General features: G+C 56.9%; 19 protein-coding genes and 4 pseudogenes. 5 read left to right on the top strand and 18 right to left on the bottom strand.

Going from position 1 to position 20214, the window contains the following annotated elements; translation table 11 throughout:
- From AKU94_RS07750 to AKU94_RS07675, 15 genes and pseudogenes are all read right to left on the bottom strand, one after another.
- Window positions 1-982: pseudogene (locus tag AKU94_RS07750) on the bottom strand (IS3 family transposase); the annotation flags it as partial.
- A 51-nt stretch (window positions 983-1033) separates the two neighbouring features.
- Window positions 1034-1264 (bottom strand): annotated as a pseudogene (locus tag AKU94_RS20340) (IS110 family transposase); the annotation flags it as partial.
- A gap of 82 nt (window positions 1265-1346) precedes the next feature.
- A pseudogene (locus AKU94_RS19125) lies at window positions 1347-1693 on the bottom strand (DDE-type integrase/transposase/recombinase); the annotation flags it as partial.
- A gap of 308 nt (window positions 1694-2001) precedes the next feature.
- Complete coding sequence (locus tag AKU94_RS07735) at window positions 2002-2550, bottom strand: peroxiredoxin (protein WP_050526701.1); 549 nt, start codon at window positions 2548-2550, stop codon at window positions 2002-2004.
- Between the two features lie 1055 nt (window positions 2551-3605).
- Complete coding sequence (locus AKU94_RS07730; protein WP_050526700.1) at window positions 3606-4514, bottom strand: FAD:protein FMN transferase; 909 nt, start codon at window positions 4512-4514, stop codon at window positions 3606-3608.
- Window positions 4515-4518: 4 nt separating this feature from the next.
- Complete coding sequence (locus AKU94_RS07725; RefSeq protein WP_050526699.1) at window positions 4519-5085, bottom strand: nitrous oxide reductase accessory protein NosL; 567 nt, start codon at window positions 5083-5085, stop codon at window positions 4519-4521.
- Window positions 5082-5906: an ABC transporter permease gene (locus AKU94_RS07720; protein ID WP_050526698.1), complete on the bottom strand. Its 825-nt coding sequence runs from the start codon at window positions 5904-5906 to the stop codon at window positions 5082-5084. Before AKU94_RS07720 ends, AKU94_RS07725 begins: the two co-directional genes overlap by 4 nt.
- On the bottom strand, window positions 5903-6799 hold the full coding sequence (locus AKU94_RS07715) for an ABC transporter ATP-binding protein (protein WP_050526697.1): 897 nt from the start codon (window positions 6797-6799) through the stop codon (window positions 5903-5905). The genes AKU94_RS07720 and AKU94_RS07715 overlap by 4 nt, the downstream gene beginning before the upstream one ends.
- Window positions 6765-8096, bottom strand: coding sequence for a nitrous oxide reductase family maturation protein NosD (locus AKU94_RS07710; protein WP_050526696.1), 1332 nt, complete (start codon window positions 8094-8096; stop codon window positions 6765-6767). The genes AKU94_RS07715 and AKU94_RS07710 overlap by 35 nt, the downstream gene beginning before the upstream one ends.
- A gap of 2 nt (window positions 8097-8098) precedes the next feature.
- On the bottom strand, window positions 8099-10036 hold the full coding sequence (nosZ, locus tag AKU94_RS07705; RefSeq protein ID WP_050526735.1) for a TAT-dependent nitrous-oxide reductase: 1938 nt from the start codon (window positions 10034-10036) through the stop codon (window positions 8099-8101).
- Window positions 10037-10038: 2 nt separating this feature from the next.
- On the bottom strand, window positions 10039-12249 hold the full coding sequence (locus tag AKU94_RS07700) for a NosR/NirI family protein (RefSeq protein ID WP_050526695.1): 2211 nt from the start codon (window positions 12247-12249) through the stop codon (window positions 10039-10041).
- Window positions 12246-12710, bottom strand: a complete 465-nt coding sequence (locus AKU94_RS07695; RefSeq protein ID WP_157056464.1) for a hypothetical protein — start codon at window positions 12708-12710, stop codon at window positions 12246-12248. The genes AKU94_RS07700 and AKU94_RS07695 overlap by 4 nt, the downstream gene beginning before the upstream one ends.
- Before the next feature lie 76 nt (window positions 12711-12786).
- Window positions 12787-13461: pseudogene (locus AKU94_RS20875) on the bottom strand (DDE-type integrase/transposase/recombinase); the annotation flags it as partial.
- A 12-nt stretch (window positions 13462-13473) separates the two neighbouring features.
- On the bottom strand, window positions 13474-14049 hold the full coding sequence (locus AKU94_RS19120) for a transposase (protein WP_157056463.1): 576 nt from the start codon (window positions 14047-14049) through the stop codon (window positions 13474-13476).
- 528 nt (window positions 14050-14577) lie between these two features.
- Complete coding sequence (locus tag AKU94_RS07675; RefSeq protein ID WP_050526691.1) at window positions 14578-14832, bottom strand: DUF2312 domain-containing protein; 255 nt, start codon at window positions 14830-14832, stop codon at window positions 14578-14580.
- Between the two features lie 193 nt (window positions 14833-15025).
- On the opposite strand from AKU94_RS07675, the gene AKU94_RS07670 reads away from it, so the two are divergent.
- A complete protein-coding gene (locus tag AKU94_RS07670; protein WP_050526690.1) occupies window positions 15026-15241 on the top strand; it encodes a hypothetical protein in 216 nt (71 codons plus the stop codon).
- Window positions 15242-15250: 9 nt separating this feature from the next.
- On the opposite strand, the gene AKU94_RS07665 is transcribed toward AKU94_RS07670, so the two are convergent.
- The 3 genes from AKU94_RS07665 to AKU94_RS07655 all read right to left on the bottom strand — a co-directional run bounded on the left by AKU94_RS07665 (window position 15251) and on the right by AKU94_RS07655 (window position 17808).
- Complete coding sequence (locus AKU94_RS07665; protein WP_050526689.1) at window positions 15251-17092, bottom strand: enoyl-CoA hydratase-related protein; 1842 nt, start codon at window positions 17090-17092, stop codon at window positions 15251-15253.
- A gap of 137 nt (window positions 17093-17229) precedes the next feature.
- The gene (locus tag AKU94_RS07660; RefSeq protein ID WP_050526688.1) at window positions 17230-17427 is read right to left on the bottom strand and encodes a hypothetical protein; all 198 of its coding nucleotides are present in this window, start codon (window positions 17425-17427) and stop codon (window positions 17230-17232) included.
- 27 nt (window positions 17428-17454) lie between these two features.
- Entirely contained in the window at window positions 17455-17808 is a 354-nt protein-coding gene (locus AKU94_RS07655; RefSeq protein ID WP_232295719.1) for a TraR/DksA family transcriptional regulator, read from the bottom strand.
- 115 nt (window positions 17809-17923) lie between these two features.
- On the opposite strand from AKU94_RS07655, the gene AKU94_RS07650 reads away from it, so the two are divergent.
- The 4 genes from AKU94_RS07650 to AKU94_RS07635 are packed head-to-tail and all read left to right on the top strand — an operon-like array spanning window position 17924 to window position 20144.
- A complete protein-coding gene (locus AKU94_RS07650; RefSeq protein ID WP_050526733.1) occupies window positions 17924-18787 on the top strand; it encodes an MBL fold metallo-hydrolase in 864 nt (287 codons plus the stop codon).
- A 56-nt stretch (window positions 18788-18843) separates the two neighbouring features.
- Complete coding sequence (locus AKU94_RS07645) at window positions 18844-19269, top strand: YeeE/YedE family protein (protein ID WP_050526732.1); 426 nt, start codon at window positions 18844-18846, stop codon at window positions 19267-19269.
- On the top strand, window positions 19269-19706 hold the full coding sequence (locus AKU94_RS07640) for a DUF6691 family protein (RefSeq protein ID WP_050526687.1): 438 nt from the start codon (window positions 19269-19271) through the stop codon (window positions 19704-19706). Before AKU94_RS07645 ends, AKU94_RS07640 begins: the two co-directional genes overlap by 1 nt.
- Before the next feature lie 9 nt (window positions 19707-19715).
- Window positions 19716-20144 carry a TIGR01244 family sulfur transferase gene (locus tag AKU94_RS07635; RefSeq protein WP_050526686.1) on the top strand — a complete coding sequence of 143 codons (429 nt, stop codon included), beginning with the start codon at window positions 19716-19718 and terminating at the stop codon, window positions 20142-20144.
- Window positions 20145-20214 lie beyond the last annotated feature (70 nt).

The raw sequence follows: 20214 nt of genomic DNA, 5'->3' as shown, positions 1-20214 counted from the left end.
CGCGCGTGGTGCAAAGACGGGAACAGTGTTTCATTCAACAGCTCGTCACGCAGTCGGCCGTTGAAGCTCTCGATGAACGCATTCTGGGTCGGTTTTCCCGGCGCGATGTAGTGCCAGTCGATCTTGCAGTCATCGGCGAAGGTCAGGATTGCGTTCGAGGTGAACTCGGTCCCGTTATCGCTGACCATCGTCTGGGGCTTGCCGCGGGCGCCAAACAAGGTCGCCAGTTCTCGCGCCACACGGGCACCCGACAGTGAGGTGTCGGCGATCAGAGCCAGGCATTCCCGCGTGCAATCATCGACGACGGTCATGATGCGGAACCGGCGGCCGTCCGTGAGTTGGTCTGACACGAAGTCGAGGGACCAGCGCTGGTTCGGCATCATTGGCAGCACCATCGGAGCCCGTGTGCCCATGGCCCGTTTGCGCCCGCCCCGGCGGCGGACATGCAGCCGTTCCTCGCAGTAGATGCGGAACAGGCGCTTGTGGTTCACCTCATGGCCTTCGCGTCTCAGGAAGACATGCAGCCGCCTGTCGCCGAATCGACGGCGCACCTTGGCCAGCTCCTTCAGCCGCTCGCGCAGCACGGGGTCGCCCTGCCGGACCGCCTCGTAGCGCATGGTCATCCGACAACAGCCGATCACCCGGCACGCCCGCCGCTCGCTCATCCCGTGGTCTTCCACAAGATGCGCGACCGCTTGCCGCTTCGCGGCGGGCGCTACCATTTTTTTCCGAGAAGATCCTTCAAGGCCGAATTGTCGAGCATGGCATCGGCGAGCAGCTTCTTCAGCCTGCCGTTCTCATCCTCGAGCGCCTTCAGCCGTTTGGCTTCGCTAACATCCATACCGCCATACTTGGCTTTCCACTTGTAGACGGTTGCATCGCTGACGCCGTGCTTGCGGCACAGATCGGCGACGGAAACACCGGCCTCATGCTCCTTCAGAATGCCGATGATCTGTTCTTCGGTAAACCTGCTGCGCTTCATCTCTGGTCCTTTCGGTTGGGCCAGAGGCTATCTCAAAATGGATTAGGCGGAGGGGGCAACGTCACGAGCCTCGTGACCGAGCTTGCCAATCTCACGCCCCCAATAATGGGACGTAGCGCAAGCCTCCATAGCAACAACGCACCTTGGAAGCTTACTCAGGAACGCAATAAGCTGAGGCCGCGACAATTTCTTGCGGAACACAACGGAACCATCGGTGGCAGCCCCGTGCAGTTGGAAGCCCCGTTTTGCTAAATCAATTCCTACTATGCTAACATTCTCTATGGATGCTCTTCCTTTGTATGACAGTTTAAACTGCTATCATTCTGGCACATTGCGATGCCGCCGGGTGGGCATCCACCCCATCATTGATGTAGTGGAAGATTGCCCTTCGCGGCTTGGCGCCGCGTCTTCCAAGGATGCCGCCAGATCAGTTCGGCTTTGATGGTTTCGAAGAACGTCTCAACCATTGCCTGGCAGGTGATTTGCAACGCAAATCTGCCGGGAGGGGGCTGCATTATCGTAGCAATTGCCCTTGCCTGACATTGATACTTTGAACCGGTGTTGGCGCGGTATCTTCTGGTGGTTGTGTGAACAATATTGTGACCCGCGATCCGTGTGCTGAATGCTGCCTTTGGGCGGTTGGCGGAACGCGATGGCTATCTTCATAGCCCTGATAGCAAGGTCGCGTTTCATGCGATTGCTCACCGGCCAGCGCGGTTGATGTTTTTCTTGCCCTTTGGCACAAGTGTAAGCCCTGACCCTTATCCGGGCCATGCGATCGCCTGGCGACATGCGCTCTTGATGCACCTGTTACAAAATCCGAACCCTGCATGATCAAAGTCACGCAGGGTCCAAAGATTGTCACAAGTGCAATACTCGCGCCCTCATCTATCAAGTTTGCGCCTTTTGAGGCCACCTCGACATGACGCGTTTATGGAAACCGGACCGTAAAGCGTCGCCGCGTTTACGGATTGGCCCCAATCCGGCCCGTGTCAGAATATTCCTGGCTTTGGGTGCGATCAGGCCGCTTTTTTTGCACTCGCCTCGCGCAGCCATTGTAGTACTGCGTCAGGTGTAGAGGCCTCATAGGGGTCGCCGGGCGCGTTGTCACAAATACCCGCCTCTTCGAACCAACCTTCCACGATCCCGTCCTGAACAACGGCCGCATAACGCCAAGAGCGCAAGCCAAACCCCAGATTGTCTTTGCGCACCAGCATTCCGAGACGGCGCGTAAAGTCGCCCGACCCGTCCGGAATCATCTTGATATTTTTCAGGCCAATGTGATCGGCCCATTGTTTCATCACGAAAGCATCATTGACGGATACACAATAGATTTCGTCGATGCCCTGCTCCTTGAATGTATCGGCCAATTCATCAAAAGCAGGCAACTGGCGGTTTGAGCATGTCGGTGTAAATGCCCCAGGCAGACCGATAATCAGCGCGCGCTTGCCCGCGAAAATATCCTTGGAGGTTTGGTCGCACCAGCGATACGGGTTTTCGCCCCCAATTGTCTCATCCCGCAAACGGGTTTTAAAAATTACATTCGGGATTGGCGTACCAATTTTCATTGCACTGTTCCTTTAAGGTAGTTTTATCTTATCGGGAGCAAGCTCCCCCCTGCCTAGTTACGGTCAACCGATCACGGCTTCAAGGTGATCAGCAACAACTTGCCAGTTGACGTGCTTTATTGGAATGGGCACCGTCACGGGTTGATGCGCCCCCTGTTCGGATTTACTGCGACAAAGTCGACGAGCTATGTGACTGAAGCGCACAAACACATTTCGCCAACATGGGTACGGACCTAACAGGCAAGCGAATTGGCCTTGTCACACTTGCGTTCTGCTGTCTCAACTCGTTTAGGCGGCCTTTCGTTCAAAGCCCAAGGGGCTTTTCCCACCTAACGGCGCGTGTCGACATCTTGGATTTTAAAACCCGTTGACATTCAGGAACACCGCGCGATACGCCACATCAGCGCTGCCGCCAATCCACTGGAGGGTGCACAACACACGATACGCATATGATGCGTTCTGCATAACCCAGCACAGAAATTCAACCGCCCCCCTCTTTGGTTGTCTAACGCAACGTCAGGCCCCTCGCGTCGGAAAGCTTTTTGGCAGATTTGTCGGTGATCTGCCCTCTTCGTTTTTCAGCAAGACAGCAGCGCGATCATCAGAACGCCCACATAATAGCCACCCCTGCGTTGATCGCTGTTGGGTCAGCTCGTCCAGTGTCAGATCCGACACCAACGACGCAACCGCTGGTTCTTTCGCTGTAGTCGCTCAAAACCCTTGGACTGTTCTATACCCAAGTCGCCGCATTTTCCCTCCAGCGACAATAGATTTTTCAATCACGATGATCTGTCGCGTCAGTCCAGTCCATGCCTTGCCCCATTTGTACCTCACCTGCAAGACGATCTCTTCAGGTTTTGCTCTCTCAATACCCACCTCGGACCCTCCGCCTCCTTAACTGTAAGGAAGGACCGATCCAAACAACGAGGGGTCAACGGTGCCCGTCAAAAAACCCCATCCACGGAGCGGTCCCACAGCTACAACAAGTCGCGCCCCCAACGAGAAAATCCCGCCCGGAATTTGCATGGCGGCCGGGCTGTGTTTGCGAATCCTCTTTACAAACTATGGCTTGCTTCAAGGCGAGCGTTTTGGAAACGCGACAGGCAGGCTACGATCTCGTCGCGGGTTTCAAACAAGCACGCTGATGTGGAAAGGGCATCGGCGAGGGCAGCTGAGTTTGCAGAAACCGTGATCTCCCGCCAGTTCATATGTGTGGGCAGGCCGGAACGCGGGTCAAGAATATGGCCAACCTGTGACGCGCCATCGAAGGTCGTCCCAAGCGGCGCTGAGGTAGCGAGCGCGCGTGTGACAAGCGGTACTTCGCCCCCGGCAGCGAGTTTGACAGGCCACGCCTTTCCGTTCGGCTGCGCTCCAAGCGCGCGAAACTCACCAGTGTCGATCAGAATATTCGTGAGGCCTTTGCCTTTCAACATTTCTGCCACGCGATCGGCGATATATCCCTGCGCAATCCCGTTCAACGTCAGCGCCATGCCCGGCTGCATCATTATGCTTGAACTGTCAAAGGTGACATTTTCCCAACCTGTCAGCAGGCGAGCTTCAGTGATCTCGCTCTCATGCGGCAACTCACCCCGCGCAGAGGCCGCGGCATATGCAGCCCAAAGCGGTTGAATAGTCGGATCAAAACGCCCCTCACTGGAGGCATGCACGGCACTGGCCAAGGAAAGACATTCCAGCAACTCAAACGGCGCCATCTGCAAGGCGCCTGTATGATTAAGGCGTGACAAGGCGCTATTCGGACGAAAGAGGCTGAAGATATCCTCAAGCCGGGATATTTCGGCGGCAACACCTGCGCTGATCGCTTTGGCATCAGGATGCGCCAGCCGCAGCGTGGCCCGCGCGCCAAGGGCTGTGCCCTGCCAGGTGTAAAGCGGAGCCGCCTGCAAAGCCCTTGGGAGGGCGAAGGCAGCGGCACTGATGCACAGGAAGCGGCGTCTTGTGGTCATGGTTTTACCCTCCATTTTCGCGCGAAAGAGCGCGCAGGCGATCCTCAAAATCGCCATCGGTTTCTTCGCCGTCCAAGGCCACAGGGGCCAGAACGGCACTATCGGGGATTTCGCTGAGGCTCATAACGTTGCCGCCATTTTCGGCGGCAAACTCACGCGCTGTGGCTGCGTCGCCAAAAGGAACAACCTCTGGCGCACCCATGCCGCCGACCACCCGCGCACCGACAACGTAGATCGCCTCTTCGGCGCTGATCCAGTTATCCGTGCCGGGCCTGTCCCAGGTTGCGCCCTCGGCCCCCATATCGTTGACCCAGATCGTCAGGATTGCGTGGCTCTGCTCTGGCATCCGCATATAGGCGATCACATCGCGCACCTGACTGAAAAACAGCGGCGCGGCTGGCAAGCCAGCCAGATGGGCCTGTGCTTTGGGGCCGGCATGCTCCAGCAAATTCATCTGGCAATAGTGACCGACAGCATCGGCGTTAAGCGCCACTGCGGAGGTGTCTTGCGCGACCTCCTCTTGGCAGGCGGTCAGCGCCAAAACCGCATATATCAACAATAGTTTCCTCATGGCTCCACCTTGCGAAAGGCCAGCGCGGCGAGGACCAATGAGATCAACGGCCATATCGCAACCGAAAGCAGCGATTGCCATTGCGGAATGGCGTTTGCCGCCCCACCAACGCCTGCGGCAACCGCGGTGGCCTGTGACGCGGTCAGGTTGAACAGACGAAAAGCATCGGCCGGGTTCGCCAATAAGGCCAGCGGGAAAACTCTGGTCGTAAACGCGCCACCATCGTCCGCGACAACTGCCGCAAGCAGACCCAGATCGTAAAGTACCACCAGACCAAGCCACAGCCCGATCGCAAGCCCGGCCGCGCCCGACACACGGCGCGCAAGTGACGACAACGCATAGCCGATCCCCAAAAACGTCGCGCCAAGAAGGGCGGATGTCCACGTCAGCCGCCAAAGCGCCACCAATCCTGACGTCGCCGTCGGATCCGCGACAATGGTGACAACTGCCGCCGCACCATAGCCGGCCAAGATTGCCACAATCAGAATGGCGGTATGGGCAACAAGTTTACCTGCAAGCACCTCCCAGCGCGCCACAGGATATGTCAGCAGTAAGGGCAATGTGCCACGTTCCACCTCGCCTGCGACGGCATCAAAAGACATAAGCAGCGCAACCAAAGGCACAAGATAGACAGAGAGAGATGTGAGCGAAGCCACGACAACAGACAGGCGATCAGCACCCAGTGCGCCAGTCGGCGCGGATCCCGCCGCCGACAACACGAGGGAAAAGACCACCATCAGCAATACCGCGATGAGCACCCAACGGTTGCGGCGCGCGATATGAAACTCATTTGCTGCGGTAGCGAGGATGCGGGCGATCATTGGCCGTCCCTCCGGCTGAAATGGCTGTAAATGTCTTCCAGACTTGGCGGAATGACCTCGACATCCGAAAGCTTGCCCTCAAGGGCTGAAATGCGCGCAAGAACGGCCAGCTTTTCGTCTTGCAGACACGTAAGGTGCAAGGCGCTGTTGACGCGGATTGCATCGGGAAAGGTCGCCATGATGTCCGCGTCATATCCGTTAACGGGATGCAACTGCATTGAAACAGGCAGCGCAGCTTCGCGGCGCAACTCGGACAACGTGCCCTCTGCAACCAGTCGGCCACCTGACAGGATCAGCAGCTGATCTGTGCGTGCTTCAACCTCTGTCAGCGCATGGCTCGACAATAAAATTGCGGCACCATCAGCTGCAAGCCCATCAAGCAACTCATAAAAATCGCGGCGCGATACAGGGTCAAGCCCGCTGGTCGGCTCATCCAGCACCAGTAGGCGCGGCTGGCCGATCAAAGCTTGGGCAAGGCCGACGCGTTGGCGCATACCTTTGGAATATGTGCCAATACGGCGCTTGGCGGCATGGCCAAGGCCGACACGGTCAAGCAACCCCATCGCGCCTGATGTATTCTGATTGCGCAAGCGCATATAGTAGGTGATCTGTTCCAGCCCAGTAAGGGCTGAGTGAAAAGCCGCGTTTTCAGGCAGATAGGCCACATGCGCGCGCGCCTCTGCATTGCCGGGTTCTGCGCCGCAGACAGACACCTTGCCATCATCCGCCGGGATCAGGCCAAGGATAATTTTCATCAATGTCGACTTGCCCGCGCCATTGTGTCCCAACAAGGCCACACGCTCACCCGGCGCGACACTCAGCGAAACATCTGTCAGGGCCTTTACCCCACCGAATGTTTTAGTGAGTTGAGAGATCGTCAATGTCGAAGTCATCAGTTTGTCTTTCATTGCGGGTGGCGGCGGCCGTGTCTTCGAACGCGCTGTATTCGGACGGGACATCTATGACCGGTGCCGACATAAGCGGTGCGCTGTCAACAACACCACCCGGAAGCGTGGCCGGAAAGCTGGATTGCGCCCAACGGATAAGCTGCACGGCAGGCGCACCCGTCAGCAAGGAAGCCGCGGGTTGTGACCAAAGGATGTGATCCATCAGATCATTCGGGCGAAAGGCACTGTCGGCAATACCGTCGCCGCCAAGATCAAATCCCGGGTGGTCGGACCAATAATTGCCGCGGCCCTCAAAGCTCCACTCAATGTCACGCGTTCCGACGTATTTTACCTGGGTGCGATTGCCGATAAAGGCGTTACCTGTAAGCACATTACGCTCTGAACCTGCGGTGAAGTGAATGCCGATATTGCAGCCCTCAAAACGGTTGTTTGCGATGATGTTCTTATGGGCGTTATAGATGAAGGTGCATCTGTCAGGCCCGCCGCGTACAAGATTGCCCGAAACATCGGCGTTGTTGGCAAAGTTAAGCATGACACCATGGCTGCCATCCGACAGGCTGAGGTTATCTTTCAAAACCACACGATTTGAGAACATGATCGCATAGCCGAGGTGGTTTCCGATCGAGACATTTCCCGACACTTCGGAGTTGTTGGTATACATATAATGCACCGCAAAGCGCAGATCGCGGAACAGGTTGTTGCGGTAGGTTCCGTGACGCGAGGCGTTCGAAAATATGCCATCGCGCCCCCAGCGAACCGAGTTGCCTTCGACAATTGCGCCGGGCGAATTCCAAACATAAATTCCGTTGCCGCGGTCGTTCATGCGCGGGTGGCGTGTGCCCTCGATTGTGTTCCCGCGAACCATGGCATCAAGCCCGCCGTGCACGTCAATCCCATGCAGGTTGCCCAACAGGCGATTGTTTTCAACAAGCGCGCGGTCGGCCTTTCTCAGGATTTTGATACCAGCATCCAGATCTTCGTTGCTCAGACCCGAGCCAGTGATGGTGAGGCCTTTGACCGTTACGTCCACGGCATCGATGGTGACGACGGTTCCTTTTCCCAGACCATCGATCACAGCCTCGGGCGGGCCGGTCAATGTCAGGGGGCGGTCAATAACAATGGGGCCTTGATGGCGGCCCGCCTCCAGAATGAGCACATCGCCGGGGGAAGCCCCGGCGATGGCTTGGGCAAGGCCTTCTGACACTGGCGGCACGCGCAGCTCTGCCGCCCAAAGGGGCAGAGCAACCACGGCAGCCAGCAAGAATGTCAGAAAGCGCAGCATATTCAGGCGTCCTTTGGTTCAACAAACATACGCCCGCGCATTTCCATGTGGAGTGCGTGGCAGAACCACTGGCAATAATACCAGAACACACCAGGGGTGGCAGCAACAAAGGTAATCGACGACGTCTGTTGTGGAGAAATCTCCATCGCCACCCCGTGGTTGCCCATGGTAAAGCCGTGCGTCAGATCGTCGATGTCATCAAGGTTGGTCACATAGACGGTGACTTCATCGCCTTGCTTCACGGTAAAGCTTTCAAGCGCAAAGTTTGGTGCCTGGCTGGACATGTAAACCCGCACTTTGTTGCCATCCCGAATGACCGTATCTTGATAGTCATCCAGATCAACACCGTCCGCCTCGGCCTGTTTGCGCGCGTCTGCCCACATCGGATCCTGCCGATCCCAAACGGATTTCGGGTTCACCTTGCTTGGGTCAACGATAATCGCATCATGCGGTTCGGCAAATGTCGGGCCATCATGGATCAATGTCAGCTTGTCACCGTCGATTGCGAACAACTGCTCGTTTTCAGGCTTCAACGGACCAACATTGAGGTAACGGTCCTTGGAGAACTTGTTCATCGTCAAGTAGTACTTGGCCGATGCTTCCAAGGTTTCACCCATAACGGTGGAGTTGTGACCGGGTTGATAGTGCACATCCTCTTTGGTGATGATGGGGTCAACATCCGCGCCATTATAAAGCTCGATCGCTTTGGCAATGTCCCAAACAACAACCTGGCTGTCCAGGAACAGCGTGGTATAGGCGCGGCCCGCACCGTCAAAGCAGGTGTGCAATGGACCAAGGCCCAGCTCCGGTTCTGCCACGACGACGCTGCGCGGATCAGCATCTTCATTAAACACGGCGTCCAGTTTGCGAACATCGATTACCGAGACTGTGGGCGACAGCTTGCCCGCGACGCAAAGGTGGATCTTGTCCGGTGCCATGTTACAGCCGTGCGGGTTGTTCGGGATCGGGATGTAGCGGGTGTATTTCTTGTTTTGCCCTTTACGCCCGTCCAGGACCTTCACGCCATTAAGCTCGATGAAATCGCCCGCTTCGATGCCGGCCTCAATCTCTTTGATGTTGAAAACAACAACGTGGTCCATATCGGCTTCGGTCATATCCGCAAGCGTCATGCCCATTTCCGAGTTATACGACGTCGAGAAAGCATATTTCCCGTCATAGTCACAATCGGTGTTGTCGAGGTTGCCCGTCACCATAACCTGCCACGCCACTGTCATTTCGTCGGCATTTACAGCGGTGTAGAAGTTTACATACTTCTCAGGCTCATCCAAGATCTTGCCGTCGTTTACCATTGGCACTTCATCTTCACCGTTACAGAAGATGTAGTTGGTACGCGGCCAGCGTTGTGGGCGCAGACCATGGATCGCCTTGGCGTTCGGGATCTCAAGGATCTTGTCGCATTTCATCACGTCACAACGGACACGGGCAACACGTGTATTGGCCTTGTCATTCATGAACAAGAAGCGCCCGTCATATTTGCCTTCGGTAAAGGACATATGGGGGTGGTGCAAGTCACCATTGGGCGGGAACTCATAACCATTGGCCGCAAGCTGGGCCTTGGTTTTTTCTGTCAGCCCTTCGGTCAGGATCTTTTTGGATTCATTGGTCAAGCCCCAGCCTGTGGCCGAGCAGATATTGAACACGGGGATGCGCATCAATTCACGCATTGACGGAATGCCAAGAATACGCATCTCGCCGCACTGGCCCGACGACCAGAAACCATAATATTCATCAAGCTGGCCTGGCGCAACCTCGGCACCGGCAGCATTTACCTTGGTTGCACTGACAGCTGTGGCAGCACCCACCGCGACAGTTCCGGTCAGCATCGCACGTGAACCGAATGCCCCGGCCAGTGCGGCCCCTCCGGCCGTTGCGCCCAGCAGGCTTCTGCGCGAAATTGGCAGTTTGTTACCTTCAGACATTTTCATCCCTTCCTAAGGTTTGGTGGTGTTTGTTGTTGGTTTGGATGCCCGACAAAGCGTGCAAGATCAGGGCCGACCGCATCTTTGGCGCGGCGCTTCATCTTTTTGATCACGACAGGGCAAGTTGTTTTGGATTGGTAAAGCACCTGACAATGCAAGCAGTTGATGCATTCGTTCGGGTTGATCTCACCGGTTGGGTGGATGGCCTGAACTGGGCATTGATGCGCGCACGTCTGACACGGATTGCCGCACTCATGATAGCGCTTGAGCCAGTCAAACATCCGCATACGTGCCGGAATGGCCAGCGCAGCGCCCAGCGGGCAAAGGTAGCGACAAAAGAACCGCTCTACAAACAGACCCGCAATCAGCAGTGCTGCAACATAGGCAACAAACGGCCAGGCCCGCACAAAGTTCAGGATAATCGCTGTTTTAAAAGGTTCAACCTCGGCCAGACGCTCTGCTTGTTCAATGCTGGTCAGGGATACGCCGAACAGGCCAAGAAATATCATATATTTCAACGGCCACAGACGCTCATGCAGACCCCATGGAAGTGTCCACTGCGGAATGTGCAGCGCGCGTGCGATACGGTTAAGCAGTTCCTGAAGCGCGCCAAAGGGGCAAAGCCAACCACAATATGCGCCCCTGCCCCAGAACAACAGCGCCGCCGCAACAGAGAACCACAGGATAAACGTCAGCGGATCAAGCAAGAATGCCTGCCAGCTGAACCCGGACACGAGCGAGCCGAACAACGCCATCAGGTTCACAACCGAAAGCTGCGCATTGGCATACCAGCCTAGATAAACCAGCGTGACCGTGAGGAACGACATCCGGAACCAGAAAAACCAGCGCTCGTTGCGGGTTGTTAATGACTGAAAGAAAAACACCGCCGTCAAAATGGTCAGCATCACGCCAAGCACGATAATTTCGGTGGTTTTGCTTTTCCAGATACGCTTCCACAGGGCTTGTTGTGCGTCGATCTCGGATTGCGTGGTGACTTGATCAACAGCGTCAGGCACAGGGGCCTCGGCCGGTGGCGCTATGGCCCGGATGTATTGCGGCGGCAGTTGGTACCCCAGATCAAAGGTCGTAAAGACCTTTTCAATCGCGCCAACCTCACGCTGCGCCAAAAGCTGGATACGGAAGGGCTGTGTCGGGTCGAACCCACTGTCAGCCGGTATCTTGAAAAGATCCGCCTCATTAAATACCGGTGCGCCCTCAGCCGCGATGGTGTTGATACGTTTGTGCATCCGGTCACGGAAACGAACGGAGACATCATGTTGGATCAGCACGATCCGGTCAAAAATACCGCCGCGCACATAGCCCGAGCCCTTGAAGGAATAGAGCCCCCGCCCGAAGATGGCGACAGCGTGGTCGCCCTCCTCCAGCCAGTCATCCAAATTTTGTGCAACCGCGTCGCCAAGCAGCGCTTTGGCGATTGCTGGGTGCGACACCAAGGCCGCCTGCATCTCAATGTATGTGGTTTCCGGCGGCTCTGTAAGCGCACGCTGGCCCGCACGCTCATCCTCCATCGCCGCAAAAGCTTCGTTCACCTGACCGACATCCAGCGACAGGCGGCGCAACGTGCCGTCACCCTCAAGCGTCATCCAGTCACTGGCGGCCTCGGCGTCAGGGTTGATTTCAAATTGCGGGCCTGCGCCCGGCTCTTCAACGGCAAGCCCGCCCAGTCCCAGCTGGCGCGCAACCTTCAGCCCCGAGCGGATGATTGAATCGTCAATCACCATGATCGTCACGGTCGCACCGGAAATAATATCAAGCTCATGCGCGGTTCCGCCGCTTTCGGCCTCGGCAACCAGATCAAGCCCCGTATAGCCCGCCACAAGTGCTTTGATTTTGGAATCAGGAATACCGATCAAAACAATCGGCTCATAGTGCTTTACCAACTGCACACCGATCACCTTGGCCGCATCATCAACCGCAACCATCGTGTGAATGGGTTTGCCCGAGTACCCGGTCGTAGACACGAAATCAGAGGTTACAAAGGCCCAGCCGATGCGCTCTCCGCCTTTGAGGATCTGAACTGCTGGGATATTTTCGTCGAGTGCGCCAAAAGCGTCTGCTCCGTCAACAAGCTCGGCGGCGACAACATCGGGCAAGAGCTTGGATAGAACCGTTTCCGCCGATGCGGGAAGCCCGATAAGGAGCAACGTGGCGGCAAGGACGATGATTTTTTGGAAAAAACGAGATAGTGTCATGCGCTGGCGTCCTTCAAAGGTGGTCGCCCGTCGCCGTGTGTTTTGAAGCCAACATCTGTCAGACCACCATGGATCAGCTTAGACTTGGCCTGCATTGCAATGTGCCCCGGCGGGGGCCCACGCGGCATAGGACGGATGGTATCGGTGGGGATGTACAGACTGTCGGAATAGACAAGCGTAATCGCCGAAGTCATTGGGCTATACGGGCCATACGTGCCGCTTGCATCAAACAGCGCGCCAGCCAGTAGGTGACTGCACGCAACGCAGTCATGGCAATCATGAGACGGGTTTGCAGGGATTTCGTCGCCTTCAACGAGAACGGTTTTGGAAATACCGTCAGCGCAGATTTCCATATAAAACGATGTGCCTGTTTCGCTGGCAGTAGCCATGCCTAAGGGGCCATACAAAGTAAGGCTCACAGCAATAACCCAGCTGAAAATTATAGCGACAGCACGTTTCATTGCTAAACTTTTAATATCCGCACGCCAAGCGTCCTTGATCTATCTCAAGTGTCAGAAAATATTCCAACCAAACCACTTAGTTCAATATCATGACATTCTGACACTGATTGTGTTCTGGCCCACTCGGGTGCTGTTTGTCCACAAAGAGGGCCAAGGTTGCGTTGCCCCTTAACGCGAACGAATTTAGGGTATGGCCAGAGCGATAAAGCCGTTCAGAATTGAGGCGCGAAGTCAGATCTCCGTGACCTGACGACCACTGCCTTGCACCGAACGACACTGACCGAGTGGCATTCCACAGTGCGGCTTCTGCGGCGCTGTGTAATTCAGATGGCGCCACAGCAGGCAGCCTTGCCGCCGACCGGTCGTCCAACAAACAGATGCCCCGGATCCTCGTGAACCGCGCCTTGTTTACCGGAGGGATGATTTGTTCAACGATTAGACGCCAATATCGAGTGTGTTCAGATTGACATAAAATGCTTCCCGTGCTTCTGCGGGGGTGATGTACCCGATGGGGCCAAGAAAGCAGCGGGCAACGGTTTTCTTGGAAACAGTGAGAGGGGCGGCCCAAGTGGTGAGCCAAATCCCTGTTATCAGGCGTTTTTCTTTGCCATATTGCATACTCAAGCGCATCAAGAACAAATTGGGTCTTCGTGGATATCGAGATGCGCCAACCTACGATCCGTCTTGCAAAAACACCAATCATGAACGCGACGTAGACCGTCCCTGACCATGTCTGCACATAGGTAAAGTCGGGAACCCAAAGCTAATCTGGCCGATCCGCCCTGAACAGGCGATTCACCTTATCGTCAGGGCATGGCACAGACCTGTCCGGGTTGGTCGTTTTGACCTCTTTGCCGCTACCCCCCCTGATACCTAAGTTGCGCATCAAACGCTCAACGGTGCAGCCGTTGCCCGGCAATGGTTTGCCATGCAAACCGTGACAGGGGGCGACATCTTGACCCTCCCACCGCAGAACGTGCCAAATCTTCCGCGCGCGATAGAGCTTGCGGTTGGCTTCCCAAGCTGCATCGATCTTGACGCTCAAGGCGGAGTCCGACCTGGCCCGGGACGATTCCCGCTTCGGGTCGCGCACAATGGCACGCCGTTCAGAATACGCCAAGGCCTTGCGCAAAACCTCATTGGCTTGACGCAGTTCGCGGTTCTCACGCTCCAACTCCTTGATGCGCGCCTTCTTCTGACTCGCGGGTCCGGGGCGGACGCCGCCATCAAACTGGATCTGGCGGACCCAAGTGCGAAGACTGTCCGGCGCACAACCAAATCTACATGCAACAGCTGTCAGCGCTGCGGCCTCAGACTGCCAATCATCACGGTGTTTCATCGCCAACCGCACCGCGCACTGACAAATCTCAGGTGAATACGGCTTTGGGGTCTTCTGCTTTTATGTCTGTTCCATAACGGGCAGTTCTCCGAGAGTTTTGCCCCCCCCGGTAAAGCCGGGGCGGTTCGGGCAGCCCTCCGAGCATCAAGCAGTCACTTGAAGTTCAGGTTCGCGTTCATTTTATAACGGCGTGCAAACTGTGTCTCCCGAAACACCCGCTGCGATCGCCTGAAAGCAGAACAACCGCAATGTCCGTGACACCATTCGCTGCCCCATAGTGTCAGCAATATTAAGCGGATACTATCAATCGCCCCCTACGAGGCAGAGCAGGCAGACCGGACGCATCCGTAGGAATTGCCCGAAGACTGATTTTCATCCTGTTTACATACCGACAGAACTGGACCCCAGTTATCTGCTAACAAGATGAAAATAAACTATTTTAGCAGATTCACATCCAGTTGGTAATGTGAGGCCGTAACATCCGCGTGGAAGCGGCCAAGCCAATAAAACATGGCCCGGCCAAGAACCCTAGATCATATTTAGAGCGGTTTTATACATCTCCAGGACGGCTTCTTCTTCTGCAACATCATCGGGCTTGCGTTTGCGCAAGGCTACAATCTTGCGTAAAACCTTGGTGTCGTAGCCACGGCCCTTTGCTTCGGCCATCAGCTCTTTTTGTTGCTCAGCCAAGTCAGCCTTTTCCGCGTCCAACTGTTCAAAACGTTCAATGAAGGCGCGCAATTCATCTGCTGTGACGGAATACTGGTCGGTTGGATCGCTCATCTTTGCCTCATGGAATGTGATAGACCCTTCCCTAGCCTGCCACAGGGGGGCTGTTCAAGCAAAGCTTTGCTGTCAGGCATAAATTGCCCTGCAACGCCGCCAAAGTTTCATGCGCCAATAAATGCTTGCGCCCTTGTCAGATGTAGCATCCTCGGTTAGGCGAAAATGCGGGATTAAGGATAAGGGCACAGTCATGGAAGTTTTGGTTTGGATCGGGGCGCTGGTCTCTTTGGTCGGGGTGGCAGGGCTTGGCTGGTGCGTTGTTCTTGCCCTGCGGGCGCGCAACTCTGACGAACCAGAGGATGTGGTGCGCAAATCGCTACAAAAGGTAGTCATTTATAATATGGTCGCCTTGGGGATTTCTGCCCTTGGGTTAATGCTGGTCGTTATGGGAATTTTCCTCGGCTAAGGATGCGTGTCACGCATCATTCAGATCTCCAAGCGAAATGCCTTGCCGGATCAGATCATCGAGCAGGGGCGCGGGCGACCAGATATCTGGGGCATCACCGGCCCAATGATTTAGATCATCGCGCAGCACCATAAGTCCGCGACGCCCCGCCCAGAGCATCGGGCCACCGCCCCAGCGCGGAAATCCATGTCCAAGAATAAACGCCAGATCGATATCCGACGGGCGCAACGCCGTGCCCTCTCCGATCATACGAAGCCCCGCATTGGCAAGCGCCCCCATCACCGGCGCAGCCAGACCCGACCACAGGTTGATGGGCCCCAGAGGCGGCGGCAAATGGCCCTTGTTGTCGCGCATCATACCCCAACGGCCCAGCAAATCCCGCACGGGTTCGGGGCCGTGCTGGGCCTCCAGCGTCTTGAGGCTGGACTGAAGCGCCAATACCAGCCCTGCGTTCACGCCGCTGTTTTGCCCTTGCACCACAGGCCGCCCCAATTTGCGGAGCAGATGCAGCAGCGTGGCAATCGCCTCTGGCTGGGTGTTGGGCGCGATCAGCATTTCGGCCAGATGCCCGTTACGGCTTGCAGGCATCAAGATCAATCCAAGGGCCTGCGCGCCGCCCGCCCCCAAATGCCCCAAGGTCACAATCGGCGCGCCACCCTTGATCGGGACGGCAGGCACCTCTGCCCCCCGCGCCCGATAGGGGCCGGTCAGAAACAGCATATCCGCGGCCTCGCCGTCATCGCTGCCCGACAAGGCAGGATAGAGCCGCGCCCATTGCGCGTCATGCTCGGCCTGCGCCATCTGGCCTGCCTTGACTTCGGCGGCCAGGATCAGGGCCACCGCCTCCAGCCCCTCGGACAGGCTTTGCGTATCGTGATCAACCATGGTCACATCATACCCCGCAAAGAGCAGCTCCATTATCAAGGCAACCGCATCATTCCTGCTGCCCAAGACCGCAATATGCCCCAGAGTCTGCGGCTTGGCCCGCGCCCCCTCCATATGCGCGGCACGGCGTTCCGCAAAAAACGTATGACGCAGCGCTTGGGATTCTGGGGTCGCGACAAGTTCGCTGAAAGCAGCGCGCTCAAACGCAAGCCCTTGCTCAAAGGGCAACAGGTTCGCCGCCTCGACACAATCAATGATCCGCCCCGGGCCCGGCAGCGGAGCGGTTTCTTGCGTCCTGCGCGCCGCAGCAATCGCAGCAAAGAAGCGTTTACCATCGCGGAATCCGTCACGGCGGTCGCGGGTCGGAACCACAGGGCCATTCCCCGCCATATGCAATGCATAGGTGATGGTCGCCGCCTCCAGATCCTTTTCAACCACCTTGTCCAGCAGCCCCATCGCCAGCGCCTCTGGCGCGGCAACCGGACTCCCCGAGATCATCATCGACAATGCCTGATCCGGCTCAATCAGGCGCGGCAATCGCTGGGTGCCGCCAGCGCCGGGCAGGATGCCAAGCTTGACCTCGGGCAGGCCAATCTGCGCATCGGCAAGTGCCACGCGGGCATGGGCCGCAAGCGCCAGCTCCAACCCGCCACCAAGGGCGCGGCCATGAATTCCGGCCACAACCGGCTTGGGGCTGCTCTCTATCCGGTTGCACAAATCGGTCAAGAGCGGGGCATCAGAGGGCCTGCCAAACTCTGAAATCTCCGCCCCGGCAGAAAACATGCGCCCCCGCGCCAAAAGCGCGACAGCGTGGATTTCGGGATTGTCAGCGGCATTCGCAAGACCATCTGCGAGCCCCGCACGTACCCCGGCCCCCAGCGCATTCACAGGCGGATTGTCGATCCAGAGGACCAGAACCGCGCCACGCTGTTCCAAGGTGACAAGAGAGGGGGTATCGCTTTGCATAAGGCCGTCCGAAGTCCAGCAGGCCCCGTGCCCGCATTTGCCCCATTTAACAAGGCTGCGGACAGATTATGCAATCCCATCCGCAGCCCATAGCGTCACATTACAGCAAAAAACAGCAATTTAGCGTCGTTTTGCCGTTAAACCGGCATGTTATCGAACATCGCCTCGGTTTCTTCATCGGTTGAAACCGGCGCACCGGGGTTGAAACCCGCGCCCGGAAACACCGACATCAGCGCCCGCATTTCATTAAAGAGGACCGACAGCCCGTCAGTCCCGTCAACGGCATAGGGCACTGCTTGTGGCTGGGCACCTTGGTCTTTGATCTTGTCTGTCATGGTCGTCTTCTCCTGTTCTTGTTCAATTTAGGCCGCGCAGTCGCGACAGAACGGCGTGAATGGTACAACATCCAAACGTTCCTCGCTGATGTCAGCGCCGCATTTGGTGCAAGCACCGTATTCCCCCGCATCCATACGCGCCAAAGCCGCGTCGATCATCCGAAGCTCTTGCTGACCCGACAGGCCCAGCCCTTCCAGAACCTCATCCGGCTCACGTTCCGACGCCAGATCGTCCCAGTCCCTAGACTGGTGGCTGTCCAGCTCATCCTCAATCGCGGCCAGACGCGCAGTCAACAGATCGCGCCGCGTTTCAAGCTCTTGTCGACGAATATCTTGGCCTTTCATCGCCACCTCCACTGATACGGGAGTCTTATAGCACATGGCCCCTGCCCTGGTATTGACCCAAGTCAACAAGGCGAAATCTTACATATTCAATTCTTGAAATATGTATAAATCCTGCTATATCAGATCCAAGCCCGTATTAATGGAGGTCCCAATGAAACCCCAAGTTCACGCATTCTTTGACGAAGCAACCAATACCCTGACCTATGTCGTTCAGGAACCGGAAGGCCGCGCCTGCGCCATTATCGATTCCGTGCTGGATTTCGACTATGCGTCGGGACACACCGACACCAGATCCGCTGATGCGGTGATTGAATTCGTGCGCAGCCAAGATCTTGATCTGCAATGGATTCTGGAAACCCATGTCCATGCCGACCACCTTTCCGCCGCCCCCTATATCCAGGAACGGCTGGGGGGCAAGATCGGGATCGGCCAGCGGATCACCATGGTACAAGACACCTTTGGCAAGGTGTTCAATGAAGGCACGAAATTTCAGCGGGACGGATCGCAATTCGACCAGCTTTTTGAAGAGGGCGACAGCCTCATGATCGGGCAGTTGCGCGCTGACGTGCTGCATACGCCGGGCCATACGCCCGCCTGCCTGACCTATGTGATCGGCGACGCGGCCTTTGTCGGCGATACGCTGTTCATGCCCGATTTCGGCACGGCGCGTTGTGATTTCCCCGGCGGCTCATCTGCCACGCTGTTTGATTCCGTGCAAAAGATCCTTGCCCTGCCCGATGAGACCCGGATTTTCGTCGGCCATGATTACAAGGCACCGGGCCGTGAGGAATACGCGTGGGAAACCACAGTCGGTGCACAAAAAGCGTTAAACGTCCATATCGGCGCGGGCAAATCCAAAGAGGACTTCATGGCCATGCGTGATGCCCGCGATGCGACGCTGGCGATGCCTCGACTGATCATCCCGTCGTTGCAGGTCAACATGCGCGCAGGCCAGATGCCGGAACCCGAAGACGATGGCGTAAGCTACCTCAAGGTGCCGCTGAACCGGCTATAATGGCGAAAAACAACGCCGCAGCACCCCGCTGCGGCATGAATTCCGAGGATAATATGATTGAGATGGATTGGATTTGGGGCCTCATCGGGGGCCTCATGATTGGCGGTGCTGCGGCAATGTTCTTGCTGATCAACGGGCGCATCATGGGGGCGTCGGGCATTCTGGGCGGGCTGATCGACGGCTCTGGCCGAAGCAATGCCGCTGAACGGGTTGCCTTTGTCGCGGGGCTCATGCTGGTGCCCGGCGTGCTTGCATTGCTTTGGGGCGGGGCAAGCACCCATGTCACCAGCAACCCGATTGTGATCATCGCGGCGGGTCTGTTGGTGGGCGTAGGCACGCGGTTTGCCAATGGCTGCACCTCGGGGCACGGGGTTTGCGGGATCTCGCGGTTTTCGCTGCGCGGCATGGTGGCCACGGTGTTTTACCTGCTTGCCGGCGGTTTGGTGATGGTGGCCTTCCGTCATGTCTTGGGAGTGATCTGATGAAACGCAATATCTTCTCTTTCCTCGCGGGCGGGATTTTTGGCGCAGGCGCCCTGGTCTCGGGGATGACCGACACCACCAAAGTACAAGGCTGGCTGGATGTTTTCGGCGCATGGGACCCGACGCTTGCCTTCGTGATGGGGGGTGCAATTTTGCCGATGGTTATCGCGTGGCGCTTTGCGGCGCGGCGATCGGCTTCTGTTCTTGGCACCTCCCTGCCCGGCCCAAGCAGCACCAAGTTGGACAATAACCTGATCACCGGCTCGGTTCTGTTTGGCATGGGCTGGGGGCTGGCCGGGCTGTGCCCCGGACCTGCGATGGCTTCGATCACCTTTGGCGGATGGGGCGGGTTGCTCTTTCTATCCGCGATGGCTGCGGGTATGTTGGCTGCACCAAAGGTCCGTGCATGGATCACCCCACAGGACGCACAAGCTTAAGGATTGCTGATGGAAATTCGCTCTCTCACCCCGACCTATGCCGTTTCGCCACAAATCGAGACCGCGGATCTGGCGGATATCAAGGCTGCGGGATTCGTTGCCGTAATCGACAACCGGCCTGACAGCGAGATTATGCCTTTCTTGCACACCAAGACCATGCAAGAGGCGGCCGAGGCCGCAGGCCTTGCGTTCTTTGCCAATCCGATCATTGGTGGCATGATGACAATGGAAAACGTGACCGAGCAGGCCGCCGCCATCAAGGCCGCCAACGGGCCGGTACTAGCCTATTGCGCATCCGGCAACCGTTCCTCGATCGTTTGGGCGCTTGCCCATGCGGGGCAGATGCCAACCGATGATCTGATCGGGATTCCGGCGCGCTATGGCTATCAACTCGAAGGACTACGCGATCAATTGGACGCCATGGCGAAAACCGCCTGAGCCGACATTCAAACATAAAAATGTCGGCAAACATAAAAATGCCGGGCAAAGCGCCCGGCATTTTCTTTAG

The organism is Pseudorhodobacter aquimaris, from assembly GCF_001202025.1.
GTDB lineage: Bacteria > Pseudomonadota > Alphaproteobacteria > Rhodobacterales > Rhodobacteraceae > Pseudorhodobacter > Pseudorhodobacter aquimaris.
Note: the sequence above shows the minus strand (reverse complement) of the source record. Positions and strands in the feature narration are given on the sequence as shown.